The organism is Ancylobacter pratisalsi (genome assembly GCF_010669125.1).
In the GTDB taxonomy this organism is placed as follows: Bacteria; Pseudomonadota; Alphaproteobacteria; order Rhizobiales; family Xanthobacteraceae; genus Ancylobacter; species Ancylobacter pratisalsi.
Genome location: NZ_CP048630.1, coordinates 2,954,573 through 2,970,537, shown reverse-complemented (window position 1 = coordinate 2,970,537; position 15,965 = coordinate 2,954,573). Strand labels below are relative to the sequence as shown.

Below are 15,965 nucleotides of genomic sequence, written 5' to 3'. Positions count from 1 at the left end.
TGTCTATCTTGTCGCCTTTCTGTTTCCTAAAATTTCTGTAATGCAACGTTTTGCGTACGCGATGGGATGGGGTGGCTTTTCACGTGTGGCGTGCAGGCCGATTCAGCCTCGGAATTCACGTCTCGGGGCCTCGACCGGCGGGCTCGCCAGACGTGCGAGGCGCGTGCATGCCCGGACCGGCAAGCCGGCCGACACGGGTTTCATCGGTTTATTCAACGGCAGTATTGAGTAGAGCGGCAGGGCACCTGGATCATGAGCTTCGATGAGACGAGGGAGGCAACGAAGGTCACGTGCTCGGCGAGATCGGCGATAGGCCGCAAAGCCCACCCATCAACGACTCTCCGGCACCTGCCGGCATGAGTCCTCACTTCGTGATTGCGTCAGATAGGCACGAGCGGCTGGAGCGCCTGTTGACCGGTGAAGTCTTGTCTCGGCGCTCCAGCCAAGCCTGACGAGGTTGCGCCTTCATCAGACAAACTAAATATAAATTGGAATCGACAACTTGGTAGTTACAATTAAATGCGTTGTGTTTCTTCTTGTTTCTTATAGTAAATAGGATTGACGCTCGTTTTTGATTGTTAGCGAATTGTTTTCGCTTGGTTTTTCGTGCGAAACGGTCGTTTGAGGAGAGAAGGGGAGTCGACGACAAATGTGAATATGACGGGATTGACGAGGAGACCGAGGAATGCCGAGGCCAGCAGCCCGCCGATCACGACGATGGCCAAAGGCTGGCGGAAGCTGGACACGCCACCGCTCAGACTCAATGCCACTGGCAGCAGCCACCGCCCATCGCGATGGTGGTCATGGCGATCGGCCGCGCTCGTTTGTGACACGCGTCTACAAGTGCTTCAAACCGGGGCATGCCACCTCGGCGCGCCATGATCGCGTACTCAACCAGCAGAACGGAGTTCTTCGTCACCACGCCCATCAGCATGAGCAGCCCGATGACCGCGGGTATCGAGAAGCTGGCGCCGGTGAGGACGAGCGGCAGCAGGGCGCCCCCGAGAGACAGCGGCAGCGCCATCAGGATCGTCACGGGCTGCAGGAGATCGTGGAATAGCCGTACCGGCACAGCGTAGATGCAGAGTACACCGATAGCCATGACGATGCCGAAGCTCTCGAACAGCTCCGAGCTTCGCTGCAATTCTCCCTGCTCGATCCGCCGGACCTTCCTGCGGCAGTTCTTTGAGGGCAGGCAGCGCCTGCGCTTCGCCGTTGACGTCACCGAGCGCTCGACCGTTGAGTTCGATCGACAAAGTGATGTTGCGCGACCGGTCGATGCGGTTGATCTCGGACGGGCTGCTGCCGATCCGGATGTCCGCGATCGAGCCGAGATCGACGCTGCCATTGGTGCCAGCCACCCGTCGATTTGCGATATCGTCCAGTGTCGCACTATTTTCGGGGTCAAGCCGCACCCGGATCGCCACCTTCCGCTGCGTCAGGTTCAGCTTTGCCATCGACGCTGAATAATCGCCGTTCGTTGCCACCCTGACCGCCTCGGAAATTGCCTCGGATGTCACGCCGAGCGCAGCGGCGCGCTCGGCGCCTTTAGGGTTTGGCGCGAAGGCCGACAGGTCGAGGTCGGCGTAGCGGCGGGCATGGGCGACGATATCGGACGCATCGGCGAATTGCGGGAAGCGCGCCGGCGGCACGAAACTGGTGATATCGAGATGACGCAGCCCGGCCCCGTAGAGGCCATCGACGATGCGCTTTTTGTCCTCCGTCGGAAGGACCGAGCGTACGAGTTGCAACCCATCGCGAAGGATGACGTCGCTTATCTGCACGTGTGGGTAGGGCATGAGATTAGGCCACTCTAGAAGTCGTTGCGCTCGTGATAGGTCTGCAGGAATTGCCGCAGCCTCGGCTCGTCGCTTTTGCGCAGGATGTCGGGCGGGCCGCACTGGACGATGCGGCCTTTGTCGAGAAAGGCGATCTTGTCGGCAGCGCCCGCCGCGAACCCCATCTCATGGGTAACAACCACCATCGTCATGCCCTCATTGGCGAGGGTTCGCATGACCTGGAGAACTTCGCCGACCAGTTCGGGATCGAGCGCGGAGGTCGGCTCGTCGAACAGCATGAGATGCGGCTCCATCGCCAGCGCGCGGGCGATGGCGACACGCTGCTGCTGACCGCCGGACAGGTTCGCCGGATAGGATTTGCCCCACCTTCGCGCCATGCTGGCATTCGAACTGTTCGGGCGCACCGGCAGCATGACCGACGCGGCGGCCGCGCTTGGGGTTACGACGGGCGCGATCAGCCAGCATATCCGCAATCTCGAAGGTGTTTTGGGCGTGAAGCTGGTGCATCGCCATGGCAATTCGGTGCGCCTCACCCTGCTCGGGCATAGCTATCACGCGCAGCTTTCTACGGGTTTCGGTGCATTGCGGGGAGCGCAGGACATCATTCGCGCGGCCAAGTCGAATGCGGTCCTAACCGTAAGCAGCCTGCGGTCGCTCGCCACCAAATGGCTTGGACCCAAGGTTTTCGACTGGCAGGGACAGAACAAGAAGGCGAAGGTCCGATTGATCGGCGACGCCGCCGAGCCGGACCTCGATCGCGAGGACATCGACTACCGGGTCACTTATGGCCCGAATGCCACCCGGCATGCCCAGACCGCCGTGCTTTTCACCGATTACGTCGTTCCGGTGTGTGCGCCTCAACTGTTGCGCGACGGCGCCCCGCGTACCCCTGCCGAGTTGCTTCACCTCCTGCCGCTGATCGGCATTGAATGGCCCAATCCCGCGGGCCAATCGCCGAACTGGACCCAATGGAGCCAGCATGTCGGGCTGGAGATGGGGGAGGTCGTGCCGCACATGACCTTCTCCTTCTCCAATGCGGCTCTCGATGCCACGCTGTATGGCAAGGGATGCGCACTGGGGCAATTCTCCATGGTATCTGACGATATCGCGGCGGGACGGTTGATCGTGCCCTTCGACATTCGCATGCGCATGCCCGAGCCCTACTATTTGGCCTGGTCGGCGTCGGCGTTCGAGAAACCGCACAGTCGCACCTTTCACCGCTGGCTCACCGCGCTCGGCAAGGCGCAGGACGAGGCCTATGGCGCAGGAAAAGGCTGAAGGCGCCGACCGCCGGACGTCCGAGACGGAGATCCTATTTTAGATTTACTAAACCAAACCCCAGCTTTCATTGGATTGTCGGTCCCTACGCCTAGCCATATCGTCGGTCCCGGCAAGAAGTGCGCGGTAAGCACGCAGAGGGACTATCGATGGCCAGAGCCGACAAGATCAAGCTCGGAACGTTCTGTTATACCTATGGTTTTCATCCCGCTGCTTGGCGACATCCGGCCAGCGACGTCCATGCGGCCAATGAATTCGAACATTTTCGCGACATCGCCAAGAAATCGGAAGCGGCGAAATTCGATTTCATGTTCCTGGCCGATTCGCCGGCCGCTGGCGTGGGCGACCCCGACGCGCTGGCGCGGAGCCCGACCAAGGCCAACCGCTTCGAGCCGCTCTCGCTGATTTCCGCACTTGCGGTCGCGACAGAGCGCCTCGGCCTCGTGGCGACCGTCTCGACCAGCTATTATGAGCCGTTCAACGTCGCGCGTATCTTCGCCTCCATCGACCAGCTCAGCAAGGGGCGGGCCTGCTGGAACGTCGTCACGTCGGATCACGACGAGACCGGCTACAATTTCAACCGCGAGGGCCTCGACCCGCATGCAATTCGCTACGCGCGCGGCGCCGAGTTCGTCGACGTGGTTTTTGGCCTGTGGGATTCCTTCGAGCGCGACGCGCTGGTGCTCGATCGGGCAAGCGGGGTCTATTACGACAAGGACAAGGTTCACACGCTGAACCACAAGGGCAGCCATTTCCAGGTGCGCGGCCCGCTCAATATCGCCCCGTCCGCGCAGGGCCGGCCCGTCATCGCGCAGGCCGGCGCCTCGGAAGCGGGCATGCAGCTTGCCGCCCGTACCGCCGAGATCGTCTTCTCGCTCGCCTCCAATATCGACCGCAATCGCGCCTTCTACCAAAACGTCAAAGGGCGGATGCCCGCCTTCGGCCGCAACCCGGACGATCTGAAGATCATGCCCGGTGTCGTCATCAATGTTGGCGAAACCCGTGCGGAGGCGCAGGCCAAGGTCGATTTCCTGATCGACCAGTTGCACCCCGATGTCGGCCTCTTAATGCTCGGCGAATTCCTTGAAGCCGACCTCTCGGGCGTGCCGCTCGACAAGCCCTTCCCGATGGAGCGCCTGCCGGAATCGCCGAAGGGCTCCAAGGCGATGTTCGAAGAGCTGGTCGATTTCGTGAAGCAAGGCCGGACCGTCGGTGAACTGGTGCGGCACTATGCCGAGAAGCACACCGGCAACGGCATCACCGGCACGCCCACCGAGATCGCCGATTTCATGGAGGAATGGTTCGAGACCCGCGCCGCGGACGGGTTCATCCTGATGTTCCCCACACTGCCGGCGAGCCTCGACGACTTCGTGAAGCTGGTCTTGCCGGAATTGCGCCGCCGTGGCCTGTTCCGTGAGGACTATGAGGGTGCCACGCTGCGAGAGAACCTCGGCATTTCCATGCCCGAGAACCGCTACACCGCGAGGCGTCGTTTGAACCCGCATTCCGCCTGATCGCGATGAACAGCCTTGCTGACGCGGCGCCGGGGTCTGTGGATTCACGTCGGTTCCGGCAGGCCATGCGCCTGCTGGCCGGCCATGTCTGCGTCATAACGGTGGGCGATGGCGCGGACAGTACCGGCTTCACGGCAACCTCGGTCACCGCGCTGTCCGCCGACGGTCCGACCCTGCTGGTCTCCCTGAACAAATCATCGTCCTCCTGGTCCGCCATCGAGGCCTCCCCCTGTTTCGGGGTGAACATCCTGGCCGGAGGCCATCGGCATGTCGCAGAGGCATTCTCCGGCTTCGATGGGCGCAAGGGCGGCGCGCGCTATGACGGTGCGCGCTGGTCGCACCAGCCAAGCGGTGTCTGGCTGCCGGAGGATGCCATGGTGGCCTTCGACTGCGCGCTGGAGGAGGTCATCGCCCATCGCTCGCACGCCATTCTCATCGGCCTCGTACGAGCCGTGAAGGCCTACGACGCACAGGATCCTCTTGTGTATTGGCAGGGCAGTTATCGCCGCCTGACGGATTCCATTTAGAACACAGTAAAGTACTTTTAATATATACGAATGTATCTGCTTATATTTGATCAAAAATTGAACTATTTAATGTATCTATAAACAATTAACACCCTAAGTATTTCCTCATGACTCGATCCAAACCTATATCGGCGGGGAGTGGTGAGATGAGGCGCTAGCCACCGGTAAGCGGACGCCCCGAACCACCGCTATGGGGCAAAAGCGGACCGGCAGCTATGCGGCGCTGGCGATCTCCGTCTAGGTCCGAGAAACGGGGTGGTGAGCAGAAGGGCCGTTTTGGGGTGGCAGGCCGGGATAGCTGCCCTTGAAAAACGACAGTACGAAAATCCACTACTGGCTTTTGCCGAGTTCGGCAGCCCGCCAAGCCTCCCAACGGCGATGTAGGTTCGATTTCGGCTCTGGAATGGGTTGATCGAGGGTTTCGACAGCGACCATCCGATCAGTACGGAAGTGGCGAAACCCCTGTCGCAGCTCACACCATGCGATCAGGATGCGGTTGGTATCCGAGTAACCCAAGATGACCGGCCATACTGTCCTCTCGGTCCGAGTACCGTCCTCCGCGCAATAGTGGAGAAGCAGCTTCGATCGCGAACGGATCGCATCGCGCAGCGTTGCCGCGTCGACGGCTTCCTCCATTGGGTTGAGACGCGGTGGAACACCCGTACTCGGCGCCATGACATATGGCCGCAGATGCGCGGGGATGACCGTGGCAATCTTCGCCAGAACATCGCACGCGGCAGAGGAGAGAAGCGGGTCACCGCTTCCGCTAACCCACTGTGCGCCGAGCACGATGGCCTCCAGCTCCGCCTCGGTAAGCATCAATGGCGGCATGTCGTAGTCGGCTGCCAGCAGATAGCCGAAGCCTGCTTCACCCGTGATGGGTACCCGCTGCGCCATAAGGGCCGCGATGTCGCGGTACACGGTGCGGAGTGAAACCTCCAGTTCGGCGGCCAGGGCGGCGCCGGTCAGGGGCCGCGTCGATCGCCGAAGAAGCTGGATGATCTGAAAGAGGCGTTCGGCACGACGCACCGGCTGATGACTCCTGCTGACACCACGCTGTCAGCAGGAGTGCGGTACAGGGCCGGCGCATACAAGCCACCAACCGGGAAATAAGTATGAAGTTCGCCTCTGTCCGCCTCATCGCCTCCGACATCAAGGCGCTGGTCGCCTTCTACGAGTTGGTAACGGGTCAAACCGCCGACTGGCTGGCGCCGCAGTTTGCCGAGATCGTCACGCCGGGCGCGACGCTTGCCGTCGGCAGCGCGGAGACGGTCGCGGCTTTTGCTGAAGGGAGCGCCGAACCGGGCGCCAATCGCACCGCTATCCTAGAGTTCATGGTCGAGGATCTCGATGCCGCCTTCGAACGCCTGAGCGGCAAGGCCGAGCTGGTGCACGACCGCAAGCTGATGCCGTGGGGAAACCGCACCTTCCAGGTCCGCGATCCCGAAGGCTCGGCCGTCAGCATCTTCATGCCTTTTACGGATGCGACTAAGGCTCGGTTTGGATCTCGATAGAGGCAAATGCGGGCAGTAGCGCTGAACGGACGGCGGCTATCGGCGACGCGGATTGCGGCGGCGGGCGTCCGTGTATGAGTGGCAGGCGGAACGTCCGCCTAAACCCAGTTCGGACGCAAAACGCAGACTGTCGGCAGCCGGCCCGGACCTGCTCGTTCCTCGGGTACAACTCCTCGCTGCGCGAACGGCCGCTTCATCCGAAATCGACCGTTCGCTATCATCCTCCCGAACGGCAGCAAAGTCCCAGTTATTGCCGTTTGATTAAGCGGTCGCGCAGGTTCGACGAACCGGCCGATCCAAAGAGCGACGGCATGTCGGTAATCTGCGGGTGAAACGAAAATACCCTGCCAAACCTCCGAAATGGCCGCCGTTAGCCATAAGCCCATTCTGGTCTCATGTCTGATGCCAGCCATTCGCCTACACGGCTGCAGTGACCGGTCGAGTGTCAGCGAACCCAATGGATGCAGGGAGGAAGATGCGTGCCAACAGAACCCGCAGGAAAGCCCCATACTCCGTTCCCGTCGATGACGGGCCCGCGAGATGCATCAGCAGGTCAAGAGGCTACAGCTCTCGCCATTTACGGTGCTCGAGAGTGTAGAATTCCACCGGGCCCTGCCGGCGCGCACCTCCGGTCCCAGAACAATCCCACTGCCTTCGATCCCTTTGCCCTCGGGCTCCGCTCCCTCGAAACAGAAGAGTGGGGCTTCACATTCGTTGTGGCGAAACATGCCCCTCGAACACTGACGGCGAGGCGTTCATCGCCATCATGGTCGGGGGCGATGGCGGAACCACATGGACTGAAGGCCCGACCGTCGCCACTCTCGAGAACGCCCTCGCTGCCATAGATGGCGTGACCTGCGCCCATTGAAGGGGCCAGTTCGGACCTCATGCATGCTTGGCGTTGCGACCCTGTCCGACGGCGTTGAAACGGGCACCATCAGGATCGCTGCCGCAATGGCCCCTCTTGCTCGGCCTACAGGCAAGTGGGGGAACTCAAGGTCCCTTTCACCCCCCGATGCCGGAGCTGTCGCGCACCGGGGCGGCTACGACGACAGGATCCCTCAGCGTGGACACCGGCAGGCGTGGGCTTTCATCGACGGTCAGGCGAAATAGGTCGGGTCGCGCGTAATGGCCTACCGGATCGAAGTCCAGTTTGGCGCCGACCAGATCATCAATGTCGATGTCGGCGGTAAGGATTCCCTCCTCGTCTACCAGCGGACCCGCCAGCACCTCACCGAGCGGCCCAACGATAACCGAACGGCCGTGCATCATCCATTCGTCCGGACCGGCCTCGATGCGGCTGGCATAGTCCTCCGGGAAATCCGAGCGCCGCATCACCTGGCAGGCCCCGATGACAAAGCAGCGCCCTTCCATCGCGACATGGCGCATCGTGGCGACCCAGCTCTCGCGGTCATCGGCGGTCGGCGCCGCCCAGATCTGCACGCCCTTGGCGTAATAGGCCGCGCGCATCAACGGCATGTAGTGCTCCCAACAGATCGCGCCGCCGAGCTTGCCGAACGGCGTGTCGACGACCGTCAGACTCGAACCGTCGCCAAACCCCCAGACCAGCCGCTCCGAGCCGGTGGGCATGACCTTCCGATGCAGGCCGAGCAGTCCCTCGGGTCCGAAATAGAGTGCCGTGCAGTAGAGCGTTCCACCGTCGCGCTCGATCACGCCGATCACGGCGTAGATGTTGTGCTGCGCGCAGGCCGCTGCGAGTTGCTCCACTTCTGGGCCGGGAACTGTGATGGCGCCGCGGACATAACGTGCGAAATCGACCCGCCCCTCGGGCGTCCGCCGGCCGATGCTGCAGCCGAAATCGAGCCCCTTGGGGTACCCGCCGATGAACGCCTCAGGAAACACCGCCACTGCCGCGCCCGTCGCGGCGACGTCGGCGATCAGCTTGATGGTGCGCGCCGTGGCGGCGGCCGCATCGAAGGGAACCGTTGCCGCCTGCACGGCGGCGACCTTGATCTTGGGCATGCGGGTCATTCCTTTTGTTCTGTGGGGCTGTGCCGGGCCCGCGTCTCCCCCCAGATGGGGCGAGGCAGGTCGAACATGTCCCGGCTGCGCAGATAGGCGGACGGCCCGTGCATTCGCGCGATGAGATCGAGCGCGCGGACATCGATGCGCGGGTGCTCAGCGGGGCCGGTCAACACATCCTGCGCGAAATGCGCGTGGAGGATTTCCCCAACCACCAAAAGCTGGCCGGGGCCCGTCTCCAGAACATGCATCACCCGGCATTCAAATCCGACCGGCGAGGCCGCGATGCGTGGCGGGCGAACCGCATGGCTGGGCACGGTCACCAGCCCGGCGAGTTCGACCTCGTCCACATCGGGCGGCGCATCGATGCAGGTGATGTTCATCGCTTCGGCCAGATCGAAGGGAACGAGGTTGACCACGAATTCGCCGGTGGCCTGGATATTGGTGGCGGTGTCCTTTGGTATGTCCGGACGGGCGAGAATGCCGAGCGCGAGCACGGGGCGGTCCGCGCCGAAAATGTTGAAGAACGAATAGGGTGCGGCGTTCACCGTGCCGTCCGGCGTGCAGGTCACGACCCAGGCGATGGGACGAGGCACCACGGCCGAGGCCAGCAGGCGATAGCGCTCCGGGCCCGACATCGCCGCGAAGTCGAAATGCACCGTCGCCCGGCCCGCCGCTGGCTCCGACAAGGCGTCGCGGGCGGTGTTTGGGGCGTCCGTGCGTGCCATCGTGTCGGGGAGATCGTCTGCCGTTGCGCCCATGGTGCCCCTGTCGCGCCCGGCATCTCTGTGACGCCGGGCGCGGTTTTCCTCGCCCCTGCCCTCCTGCGGAGGCGGAGCTCTGTTTCCGACGATTTCTTCCGAGAGGAGGACCGCCTCGATCAGCCGAGGATCTTCACCGTGGCCGGGTCGAAGCCCTGCGCGGCGGCCTCGGCGTCAACAGCACTGGCGATGCTGGTGTTGATGAATTTGGGCACGTCGGGCACACGCGGCAGCAGCTCCACTTCAGCGCCCCACTTACCCAGCAGTTCGATTTTCGCGATCTGCTCCGGAGAGAGAGCGACGCGGACATCGGTGAATTTCTTGGCATTCCAGGCCGGGTCGTAGCTCGACGCCTTTTGCAGAACCTCAAGCGGGATGTTCTTGGCGGGCTCCAGAGAGCGGAACCAGCCATTGACCAGATCCTGGTTCTGGCTGGCGAAGAACAGCGCCTGGGAATTCGCAAGCAGGAAGCGCTTGAGCACGTCCGGCTTGTTCTGAAAGAATTTATTGTTCACCGACAGCACGATGACCGGCGTGGGATTTTCCGAGATCACCTGCGCGAGGCCGGCATTCTCGAAGAAGCTGACGAACGGGTCGTAGGTGAAGAAGGCGTCGATGCGCTGCGCTCCGACCGCGTCGGCGATCTCCGCCGGCCCGACATTCACGAAGGTGATGTCCTTGCCGGGCACGAGACCCGCCTTGATCACGGCTTCCTGTGCGTTCTGGAAAGCGGTGATGCCGAACGTCCCGTAAACTTGCTTGCCCTTGAGCCCGGCGAGATCGGTAATGCCGGATTTCTTGGTGGTGAGAATGGCCGAGCGGAAGCGGGCCTGCGACGCCACGGTCATGACCGGCGCGCCAATCGCCATCGTCGTCACGGCAGCGAAATCGGACAGGGTGCCAACATCGCAGGCGTTGGACACCAGCGCCTCGGTGATCGCGGGCGAGGCCGCAAGCTGGATCATCTCCATGCTCAAGCCGTTGCGGGCGGCGATGTCGGTCCGCATCAACACATGGGCGATCTGCGCCGAGACCGTCGTCGTGTTGAACCAGCCCATGCGGACGGTATCGGCGCCCTGCGCGCTCAGGATCGACGGCGTCGCCAGCGGTATCGATGCTGCGAGCCCTGCGGCCAGTTGGCCGAAACGGCGGCGTGAAATCCTTGAGGTCACGATTATTCCCCTTTCTGCCACTCGGGCTTCAGCGTTTCCCAAAGGTCGTTGACCGTTGAGACGAACCATGGATCGGACCGCATCTCCGCCGTACGGGGACGAGGAAGCGGGACATGCACTTCTTGACGCACCCGGCCCGGTCGCGGGCTCATCACCACGACCCGATCGGCAAGGAACACAGCCTCGTCGATGCCATGGGTCACGAAGACCACCGTCTTGCCGGCCGCCGACGAGATGCGGGCGATTTCCTCCTGCATCAGCACGCGGGTCTGCGCGTCGAGCGCGCCGAAGGGCTCGTCCATCAGCAGGATGTCGGGATCGGGCGCCAGCGCGCGGGCAATAGCGGCGCGCTGCTTCATGCCGCCGGAAATCTGGTGGGGGTATTTTTCCTCGAAGCCGTTAAGCCGGACCATGTTGATCAGCGACCGCGCCAGCTCGGCGCGCTGCTTCCTGGGCATACCCTTCGCCTTGAGGCCGAACTCGACATTTTGCTGGACTGTCATCCAACCGAACAGCGCATAGTCCTGGAACACCACGGTCCGGGAGGGATCGGGCTTGGTGATGGTCCGGCCGTTCTGCAGGATCTGGCCGCTCGACACGGGCTGGAAGCCGGCGAGGATGTTGAGCAGGGTGGACTTGCCGCACCCGGAGGGGCCCAGCAGCGAGATAAACTCGCCGCGCCGGATCCGCAGCGTCACCCCGTCAAGGGCGACCACCGAATTGTCGGCATCCCCTCCATAGACTTTGCGGACATCGCGAATGTCCATCTGGATATCGGAGGTCGCCGTCACGGGGACAGAGGCGGCCTGTTCCGGGATGACCGGGAGGGTTATCGCAAGACTAGAGATCATTGCATTCACCTCAGTTGCGTTCGGACGGAGCCCAGGCATTCACCCGGCGTTCGACCCGTTCGAGAAGTGCGGACATCGCGAAGCCGACGAGTCCGATCGTCACCATGCCGGCAACGACATTGTTGATCTGGAACAGCATGCGGGACTGCTGGATCAGGTAGCCGAGCCCGGTCTGGGCGGCGATGAGTTCGGCGGTCACCACGCACATCCAGCCGATGCCAAGCGCGATGCGCAGGCCCGGGAGGATGATCGGCAGCGAGGCCGGGATCAGGACATCCCACATCAACTGCCATGGCGTCGCCCCGAGGCACAAAGCGGCGTTCATCTGATTCCGGTCGAGGCTGCGCACGGCGGTATAGGTAGCCACGAACGCCGGAAACACCGCGCCAAGGAAGACAAGGAAATAGGACGAGGCATCACCGAGCCCAAACCAGAGGATAGTGATCGGAATCCATGCCAGCGGCGGAATCGGGCGCAGCGCCTCGATCACCGGGCGCATGAAGTCGGCGACCGGCCGCCACCAGCCGCAGATCAGGCCAAGCAAGATCCCGACGATGCAGGCAAGCAGGAAGCCCACGGCCACGCGGCGCAGGCTGGCGCCGAGGTGGATCCAGAGCGTGCCGTCCAATGCCATGTGCCACAGCGCCTCTCCGACCGCGATCGGAGACGGCAGCAGGAAACCGTCAACAACGCCGAGCCCCGTCAGCGCCTGCCAGATGGCAAAGAAGGCCAACAGACCCAGCCCACCGCGAACCGAGCGGCTCTGGAACAGCTTTGCGAACACAACCCGCCCGCTTCCGCTCGTCGAGACGGGAAGCGCCTCCGCGCTGGCTTTCACGTCCATGATTTTCCCTCATCTGCCCAGCCAGAAATGCAATCAGCAGGTGACCGTCGATGCTGAGCAGTGTGTATTTGTCGGCCTTTTCCGTCAATCGATTCAGACGCAAAATATGGCCATAAATCATGCATTTGTGTATAATATATAGGCAAATGGCCTGTTTTTTGAGAGATTTCTCGTCTGACATAATTTTATATGTCGGCATTTTCCGATAATAGCCGACAGGGCGCGAATCTGACATTGTCGCCGCTGGCAGCAGATAATGAGGCACCCGTGAATCTTGAGGAGAAGCTTGCTCGGATCGGCATTACGGGCACGCTCTACAAGCTCTATCTGACCGCAATCAGCCTCGGTGGGGGCTCGGTGACAGAGGTGGCGGCCCGCGCCGGACTCGCGCGCACCACCGCCCATGACGCACTCCTGAAGCTGGAGGCGGAAGGTCTGGTCAAGTTCGTCGATCAGGGAAAGCGCCGCTTCGTCGTCGCGCGCGATCCCGGCATCCTGCTGGAGCGCCTGGAGTCTCGGCGACAGATGCTGGAAGACGTGATGCCGGTACTTCGCTCCATGTACCACCACGAAAGCGGGCAGCCCAATGTCCAGTTTCATCCCGGCGCCGAGGGGATCCGGACCACCCTTTGGGACACGCTCTCGGGCGACGAGAAAGTACTGCGCGCCACGCTCTCGATGAAGGAGCTGATGGCGGAGCCCGGCCTTGAGGAGATGGAGCGCTATCTGACCGAGCGCGCGCGTCGCGGCATCTGGCTCAAGGTGATACGCTCGGCTGAACGTGATGTGGTGCCCATCTGGCCGTCGAGCCAAGAGCATCTGCGCGAGTTGCGCTACGCGCCGAACGAGCACACGCTGGCGATGACCTGTATCATCTATGGCAACAAAGTTTGCTTAATCTCATCGGCCCGCGAGAGTTACGGCCTCATCATCGACAGCGCCGAATTCGCCGCCTTCCAAGCTTCAATGTTCGATGCAATGTGGAGCCTTAGCACCCCATCCCCACAAGCGCTGTGAGCTGGACAAGCTGCGCCGCCCCCGCGTTTTCTGGACGCCCTCGGCTTTGGCTTTGTGCCGCCGTTCGAACGCGATGGGCGACAGCATTCCGTTCCGTGCGTGCTTGCGGGTGGGGCTGTAGAACATCTCGATGTAATCGAACACGTCCCCGCGTGCCTCGTCGCGTGTGCGGTAGAGCTTTCGGCCGATGCGTTCGCGTTTGAGCAGGTTGAAGAAGCTCTCGGTCACAGCGTTGTCATGGCAGTTGCCGCTGGGCAGGACACGCAGGCACCGACACATGGCGCGGATCGAGAACAGCAGGCGATGCTCGGCGATGAAGGTGTACTTCACCTGGCATCCTTGGCGAAGTACGCGGCCGCTTTTTAAGGACGTCGCGCTCCTCCATCACGCGCTGCAGCTCGCGCTTCAGCCGGCGGGCCACGGCGGCCTGATCGTCATCGCGGGCCACGGCGGCAGGCTTGCCCTACCGTTTCCTCCACTCATAGAGCGAGTACTTGCTGATACCCAGCCGGGCCGCCACCTCCGCAACCGGATAGCTCCGCTCGATGATCTGAGGGACCGCGTCGTGCTTGAAGTCCTCGGTGAAGTTCGCTTTGCCCATCGGGGCCTCCTTGCCTCAAAATTTAGGGAAGTAAGGCGTCCAGGAATCTAGGGGCGGTTCAGTTGTCGGGCGAGCGGCCCGCTGAACATCCGCGCGCAGAGGTGGACTGACGTGAAGAGAAGCTTCTGGCCATCCCCAAGAATGCGACGGCATAAGCCGATGCCAAACAACCGATGTGTATCCAGCGGCACGCCTGGTTTCGACGCTATCTATTCGGACCTGGAGAAGTATAGCGACAGTGAACTGGCCGCCTATTCAGCAGCCCCTCATGGCCACACGGTGCTTACGAGCCGGCCGCCATTCCAGACCGCATCGACAAGATAAAGCGCCGGAATCATCATGAGCGTCAGGTAGAGACAGGCGACAACACAAAGTTCTTTCGCGATCCAAAAGAGACGCGCAAGCGAAACGGTCATTCATTCCTCTCCGTCACTGTGCAGCGTCTCCATAGTGCTGACCATTCGTGTACTTTCCGTATGCATCGGCTGACGCGCTCGTATCACACGCCCCGCACGCCACCCCTGTTGCCGTAACGCGATGTCGGGGGCTGACAGCTGTGCTCGTGCGATTACATTGGTGGCGCGATGACGGGAAACGCCAATGAGACGTACACTCTTCGCGCTGGCGATGCTGTCGGCAATGCCGGGCACGTGCGCGCGCGCCGACGATACGCCCAGACCGGAGCTGATCGCGATCCAGCTCGCCATTCGCGGCCATGACGAGACCGCACTTGCCACCTTTGCGCGGCGGGGGCTGCGCGTGACCGATCTCGGTCCCTCGGGACCAGAGCTGGTAGCCCTCGCCGCACGCATGGGGACGCCCGAAACGCTCCGGCTTCTGCATCACATGGGCGGTGAGATCGATCGCGAGGACGCGCAAGGTTACACGCCGATCATGCGCGCGCTGGAGGAGCGGCGCATCGACAACGCGCTCGCACTGAAGGATCTCGGGGCGCGCCTTGATGTCGTGGCCGAGGATGGCCTGTCACCCGCGGCCCTTGCCAAGATGGCAGGCCTTTCAGGATTTGGCGAAGGTCCTGCCCTGGCAGCGGCGCCCATGCCGCCGGTCGCCGCCAACCGCCTGCTGCTGCTCGCCAGCGAGTTCGGCGACATCGAGGCGGTAGACAGAGCAATCGCGCAGGGCGGGGCGACCGACGCGCGCGCGGCCAATGGCTGGTCGGCCGTCATGCTCGCCGCCTTGGGCGGACATGCTGCCGTCGTCGAACGCCTGGCGCGCGACATCGCCGATCCGTCGCAGAAGGCGCGCACGGCCGTCACGGATGCCGGAAAGATGGACGCAATCAAGGCCGCGCTGGTTGGCGAGGGCGGCGGCGACACCGGGCGCGTCGCGGCGACACTGAAGGCACTGCAGGCGTCCGTGCTCCAGCGCGAACTGACCGATGATGAGCGCCAGCGCTACCGGCAAATCGCCCGGAACATCGGCTATGACCCGCGCTTCATCGATGCTCATTTTCCCGGCGCGGATCCCCCGCCTTCCCTGCCGGCGCTGGAATATGACCTGCCCTTCAGCATCGCCTCCGATCGCGAGGGCTGGATGAAGGCGCAGAAGGTGCTGCGGGACGCAGGCCTGTATCGCGGCGCCATCGACGGGGCACCGGGTGAGGAGACGCTGGCCGCCCTGCTGGCCTATGTCGCGCCGCTGGAGAAACTGCTCGCCGACCGGGGCGAACAGGCCGCGCGTCGGGGCACCGGCCAGACCAGCGAGGAGAATGCCGGGCCGGGCTATGCCGAGACGCTGCTGGCGATCGGCGAGGTCAACGGCCCCCTGCCCGCCGGTTACATGCGCAACAAGGCACTGGATAGCTTCGCCGGTGCTTTCTATTACGCCTATCGCTTTCCCGGCGACGATTATCTCGAGGCCGCGCTGCTCCAGACGATCGATGTCACGCGCGTCCGGCGGATGCTCCGTGTGCCGTTTCTCGATCGCACGCTCACGGTCACCCGCGAGCGGGACAGCACAACGCTGTCCATCACCGAGAATGGCACGCCGTCCGGGCCGCCATCCAAGGAATTCCAGAAGCTGCGAATTACGCAGAAGAACCAGCCGATCCAACCTTCCGCCGTACCCTAGCCAGAGGGAGCAC

Annotated in this window: 14 protein-coding genes and 3 pseudogenes; 6 read left to right on the top strand and 11 right to left on the bottom strand. The window is 62.7% G+C overall.

The genetic code is table 11. The features are described from left to right. Positions 1–578: 578 nt before the first annotated feature. A pseudogene (locus G3A50_RS13850) lies at positions 579–1,538 on the bottom strand (efflux RND transporter permease subunit); the annotation flags it as partial. 275 nt (positions 1,539–1,813) lie between these two features. Then, a pseudogene (locus G3A50_RS13845) lies at positions 1,814–2,152 on the bottom strand (ATP-binding cassette domain-containing protein); the annotation flags it as partial. A 4-nt stretch (positions 2,153–2,156) separates the two neighbouring features. Between G3A50_RS13845 and G3A50_RS13840 the strand changes: the two are divergent. The 3 genes from G3A50_RS13840 (at position 2,157) to G3A50_RS13830 (ending at position 5,118) form a co-directional block, all read left to right on the top strand. Then, complete coding sequence (locus tag G3A50_RS13840; RefSeq protein ID WP_163075816.1) at positions 2,157–3,077, top strand: LysR substrate-binding domain-containing protein; 921 nt, start codon at positions 2,157–2,159, stop codon at positions 3,075–3,077. A gap of 149 nt (positions 3,078–3,226) precedes the next feature. Further along, complete coding sequence (locus G3A50_RS13835) at positions 3,227–4,591, top strand: LLM class flavin-dependent oxidoreductase (RefSeq protein ID WP_163075815.1); 1,365 nt, start codon at positions 3,227–3,229, stop codon at positions 4,589–4,591. A 38-nt stretch (positions 4,592–4,629) separates the two neighbouring features. Continuing rightward, positions 4,630–5,118, top strand: coding sequence for a flavin reductase family protein (locus G3A50_RS13830; RefSeq protein WP_246251690.1), 489 nt, complete (start codon positions 4,630–4,632; stop codon positions 5,116–5,118). Positions 5,119–5,448: 330 nt separating this feature from the next. Here G3A50_RS13830 and G3A50_RS13825 read toward each other — a convergent pair whose 3' ends face one another. Then, positions 5,449–6,147 (bottom strand): helix-turn-helix transcriptional regulator, encoded by a 699-nt coding sequence (locus G3A50_RS13825; protein ID WP_163075813.1) that lies wholly within the window; start codon positions 6,145–6,147, stop codon positions 5,449–5,451. Positions 6,148–6,233: 86 nt separating this feature from the next. On the opposite strand from G3A50_RS13825, the gene G3A50_RS13820 reads away from it, so the two are divergent. Next, positions 6,234–6,632 (top strand): VOC family protein, encoded by a 399-nt coding sequence (locus tag G3A50_RS13820; RefSeq protein ID WP_163075812.1) that lies wholly within the window; start codon positions 6,234–6,236, stop codon positions 6,630–6,632. Positions 6,633–7,637: 1,005 nt separating this feature from the next. Here G3A50_RS13820 and G3A50_RS13815 read toward each other — a convergent pair. The 5 genes from G3A50_RS13815 to G3A50_RS13795 form a co-directional block, all read right to left on the bottom strand. Further along, positions 7,638–8,615: a carbon-nitrogen hydrolase family protein gene (locus tag G3A50_RS13815; RefSeq protein WP_163075811.1), complete on the bottom strand. Its 978-nt coding sequence runs from the start codon at positions 8,613–8,615 to the stop codon at positions 7,638–7,640. Between the two features lie 5 nt (positions 8,616–8,620). After that, positions 8,621–9,253, bottom strand: a complete 633-nt coding sequence (locus tag G3A50_RS13810; RefSeq protein WP_246252464.1) for a flavin reductase family protein — start codon at positions 9,251–9,253, stop codon at positions 8,621–8,623. Positions 9,254–9,495: 242 nt separating this feature from the next. Continuing rightward, a complete protein-coding gene (locus G3A50_RS13805; protein ID WP_163075810.1) occupies positions 9,496–10,548 on the bottom strand; it encodes an ABC transporter substrate-binding protein in 1,053 nt (350 codons plus the stop codon). A gap of 2 nt (positions 10,549–10,550) precedes the next feature. Then, positions 10,551–11,399 carry an ABC transporter ATP-binding protein gene (locus G3A50_RS13800; RefSeq protein WP_163075809.1) on the bottom strand — a complete coding sequence of 283 codons (849 nt, stop codon included), beginning with the start codon at positions 11,397–11,399 and terminating at the stop codon, positions 10,551–10,553. A gap of 10 nt (positions 11,400–11,409) precedes the next feature. After that, complete coding sequence (locus G3A50_RS13795; RefSeq protein WP_163075808.1) at positions 11,410–12,243, bottom strand: ABC transporter permease; 834 nt, start codon at positions 12,241–12,243, stop codon at positions 11,410–11,412. A gap of 267 nt (positions 12,244–12,510) precedes the next feature. On the opposite strand from G3A50_RS13795, the gene G3A50_RS13790 reads away from it, so the two are divergent. Then, the gene (locus tag G3A50_RS13790) at positions 12,511–13,260 is read left to right on the top strand and encodes a TrmB family transcriptional regulator (protein WP_246251687.1); all 750 of its coding nucleotides are present in this window, start codon (positions 12,511–12,513) and stop codon (positions 13,258–13,260) included. Positions 13,261–13,293: 33 nt separating this feature from the next. Here G3A50_RS13790 and G3A50_RS23000 read toward each other — a convergent pair. The 3 genes and pseudogenes from G3A50_RS23000 to G3A50_RS13780 all read right to left on the bottom strand — a co-directional run. Further along, positions 13,294–13,509, bottom strand: a pseudogene (locus tag G3A50_RS23000) (IS3 family transposase); the annotation flags it as partial. Between the two features lie 214 nt (positions 13,510–13,723). Then, positions 13,724–13,861, bottom strand: a complete 138-nt coding sequence (locus G3A50_RS22995; protein ID WP_425483409.1) for a transposase — start codon at positions 13,859–13,861, stop codon at positions 13,724–13,726. A gap of 266 nt (positions 13,862–14,127) precedes the next feature. After that, positions 14,128–14,277, bottom strand: a complete 150-nt coding sequence (locus G3A50_RS13780; protein ID WP_163075806.1) for a hypothetical protein — start codon at positions 14,275–14,277, stop codon at positions 14,128–14,130. Positions 14,278–14,461: 184 nt separating this feature from the next. Here G3A50_RS13780 and G3A50_RS13775 point away from each other — a divergent pair, with 184 nt between their 5' ends. Then, on the top strand, positions 14,462–15,952 hold the full coding sequence (locus G3A50_RS13775) for an ankyrin repeat domain-containing protein (RefSeq protein WP_163075805.1): 1,491 nt from the start codon (positions 14,462–14,464) through the stop codon (positions 15,950–15,952). Positions 15,953–15,965 lie beyond the last annotated feature (13 nt).

Coding starts and splice junctions, on each gene's coding strand:
- G3A50_RS13835 (WP_163075815.1), top strand. CDS start 3,227: ATGGCCAGAGCCGACAAGATCAAGCTCGGAACGTTCTGTTATACCTAT.
- G3A50_RS13820 (WP_163075812.1), top strand. CDS start 6,234: ATGAAGTTCGCCTCTGTCCGCCTCATCGCCTCCGACATCAAGGCGCTG.
- G3A50_RS13815 (WP_163075811.1), bottom strand. CDS start 8,615: ATGCCCAAGATCAAGGTCGCCGCCGTGCAGGCGGCAACGGTTCCCTTC.
- G3A50_RS13810 (WP_246252464.1), bottom strand. CDS start 9,253: ATGTCGGGCCCGGAGCGCTATCGCCTGCTGGCCTCGGCCGTGGTGCCT.
- G3A50_RS13800 (WP_163075809.1), bottom strand. CDS start 11,399: ATGATCTCTAGTCTTGCGATAACCCTCCCGGTCATCCCGGAACAGGCC.
- G3A50_RS13795 (WP_163075808.1), bottom strand. CDS start 12,243: ATGGACGTGAAAGCCAGCGCGGAGGCGCTTCCCGTCTCGACGAGCGGA.
- G3A50_RS22995 (WP_425483409.1), bottom strand. CDS start 13,861: ATGGGCAAAGCGAACTTCACCGAGGACTTCAAGCACGACGCGGTCCCT.
- G3A50_RS13780 (WP_163075806.1), bottom strand. CDS start 14,277: ATGACCGTTTCGCTTGCGCGTCTCTTTTGGATCGCGAAAGAACTTTGT.
- G3A50_RS13775 (WP_163075805.1), top strand. CDS start 14,462: ATGAGACGTACACTCTTCGCGCTGGCGATGCTGTCGGCAATGCCGGGC.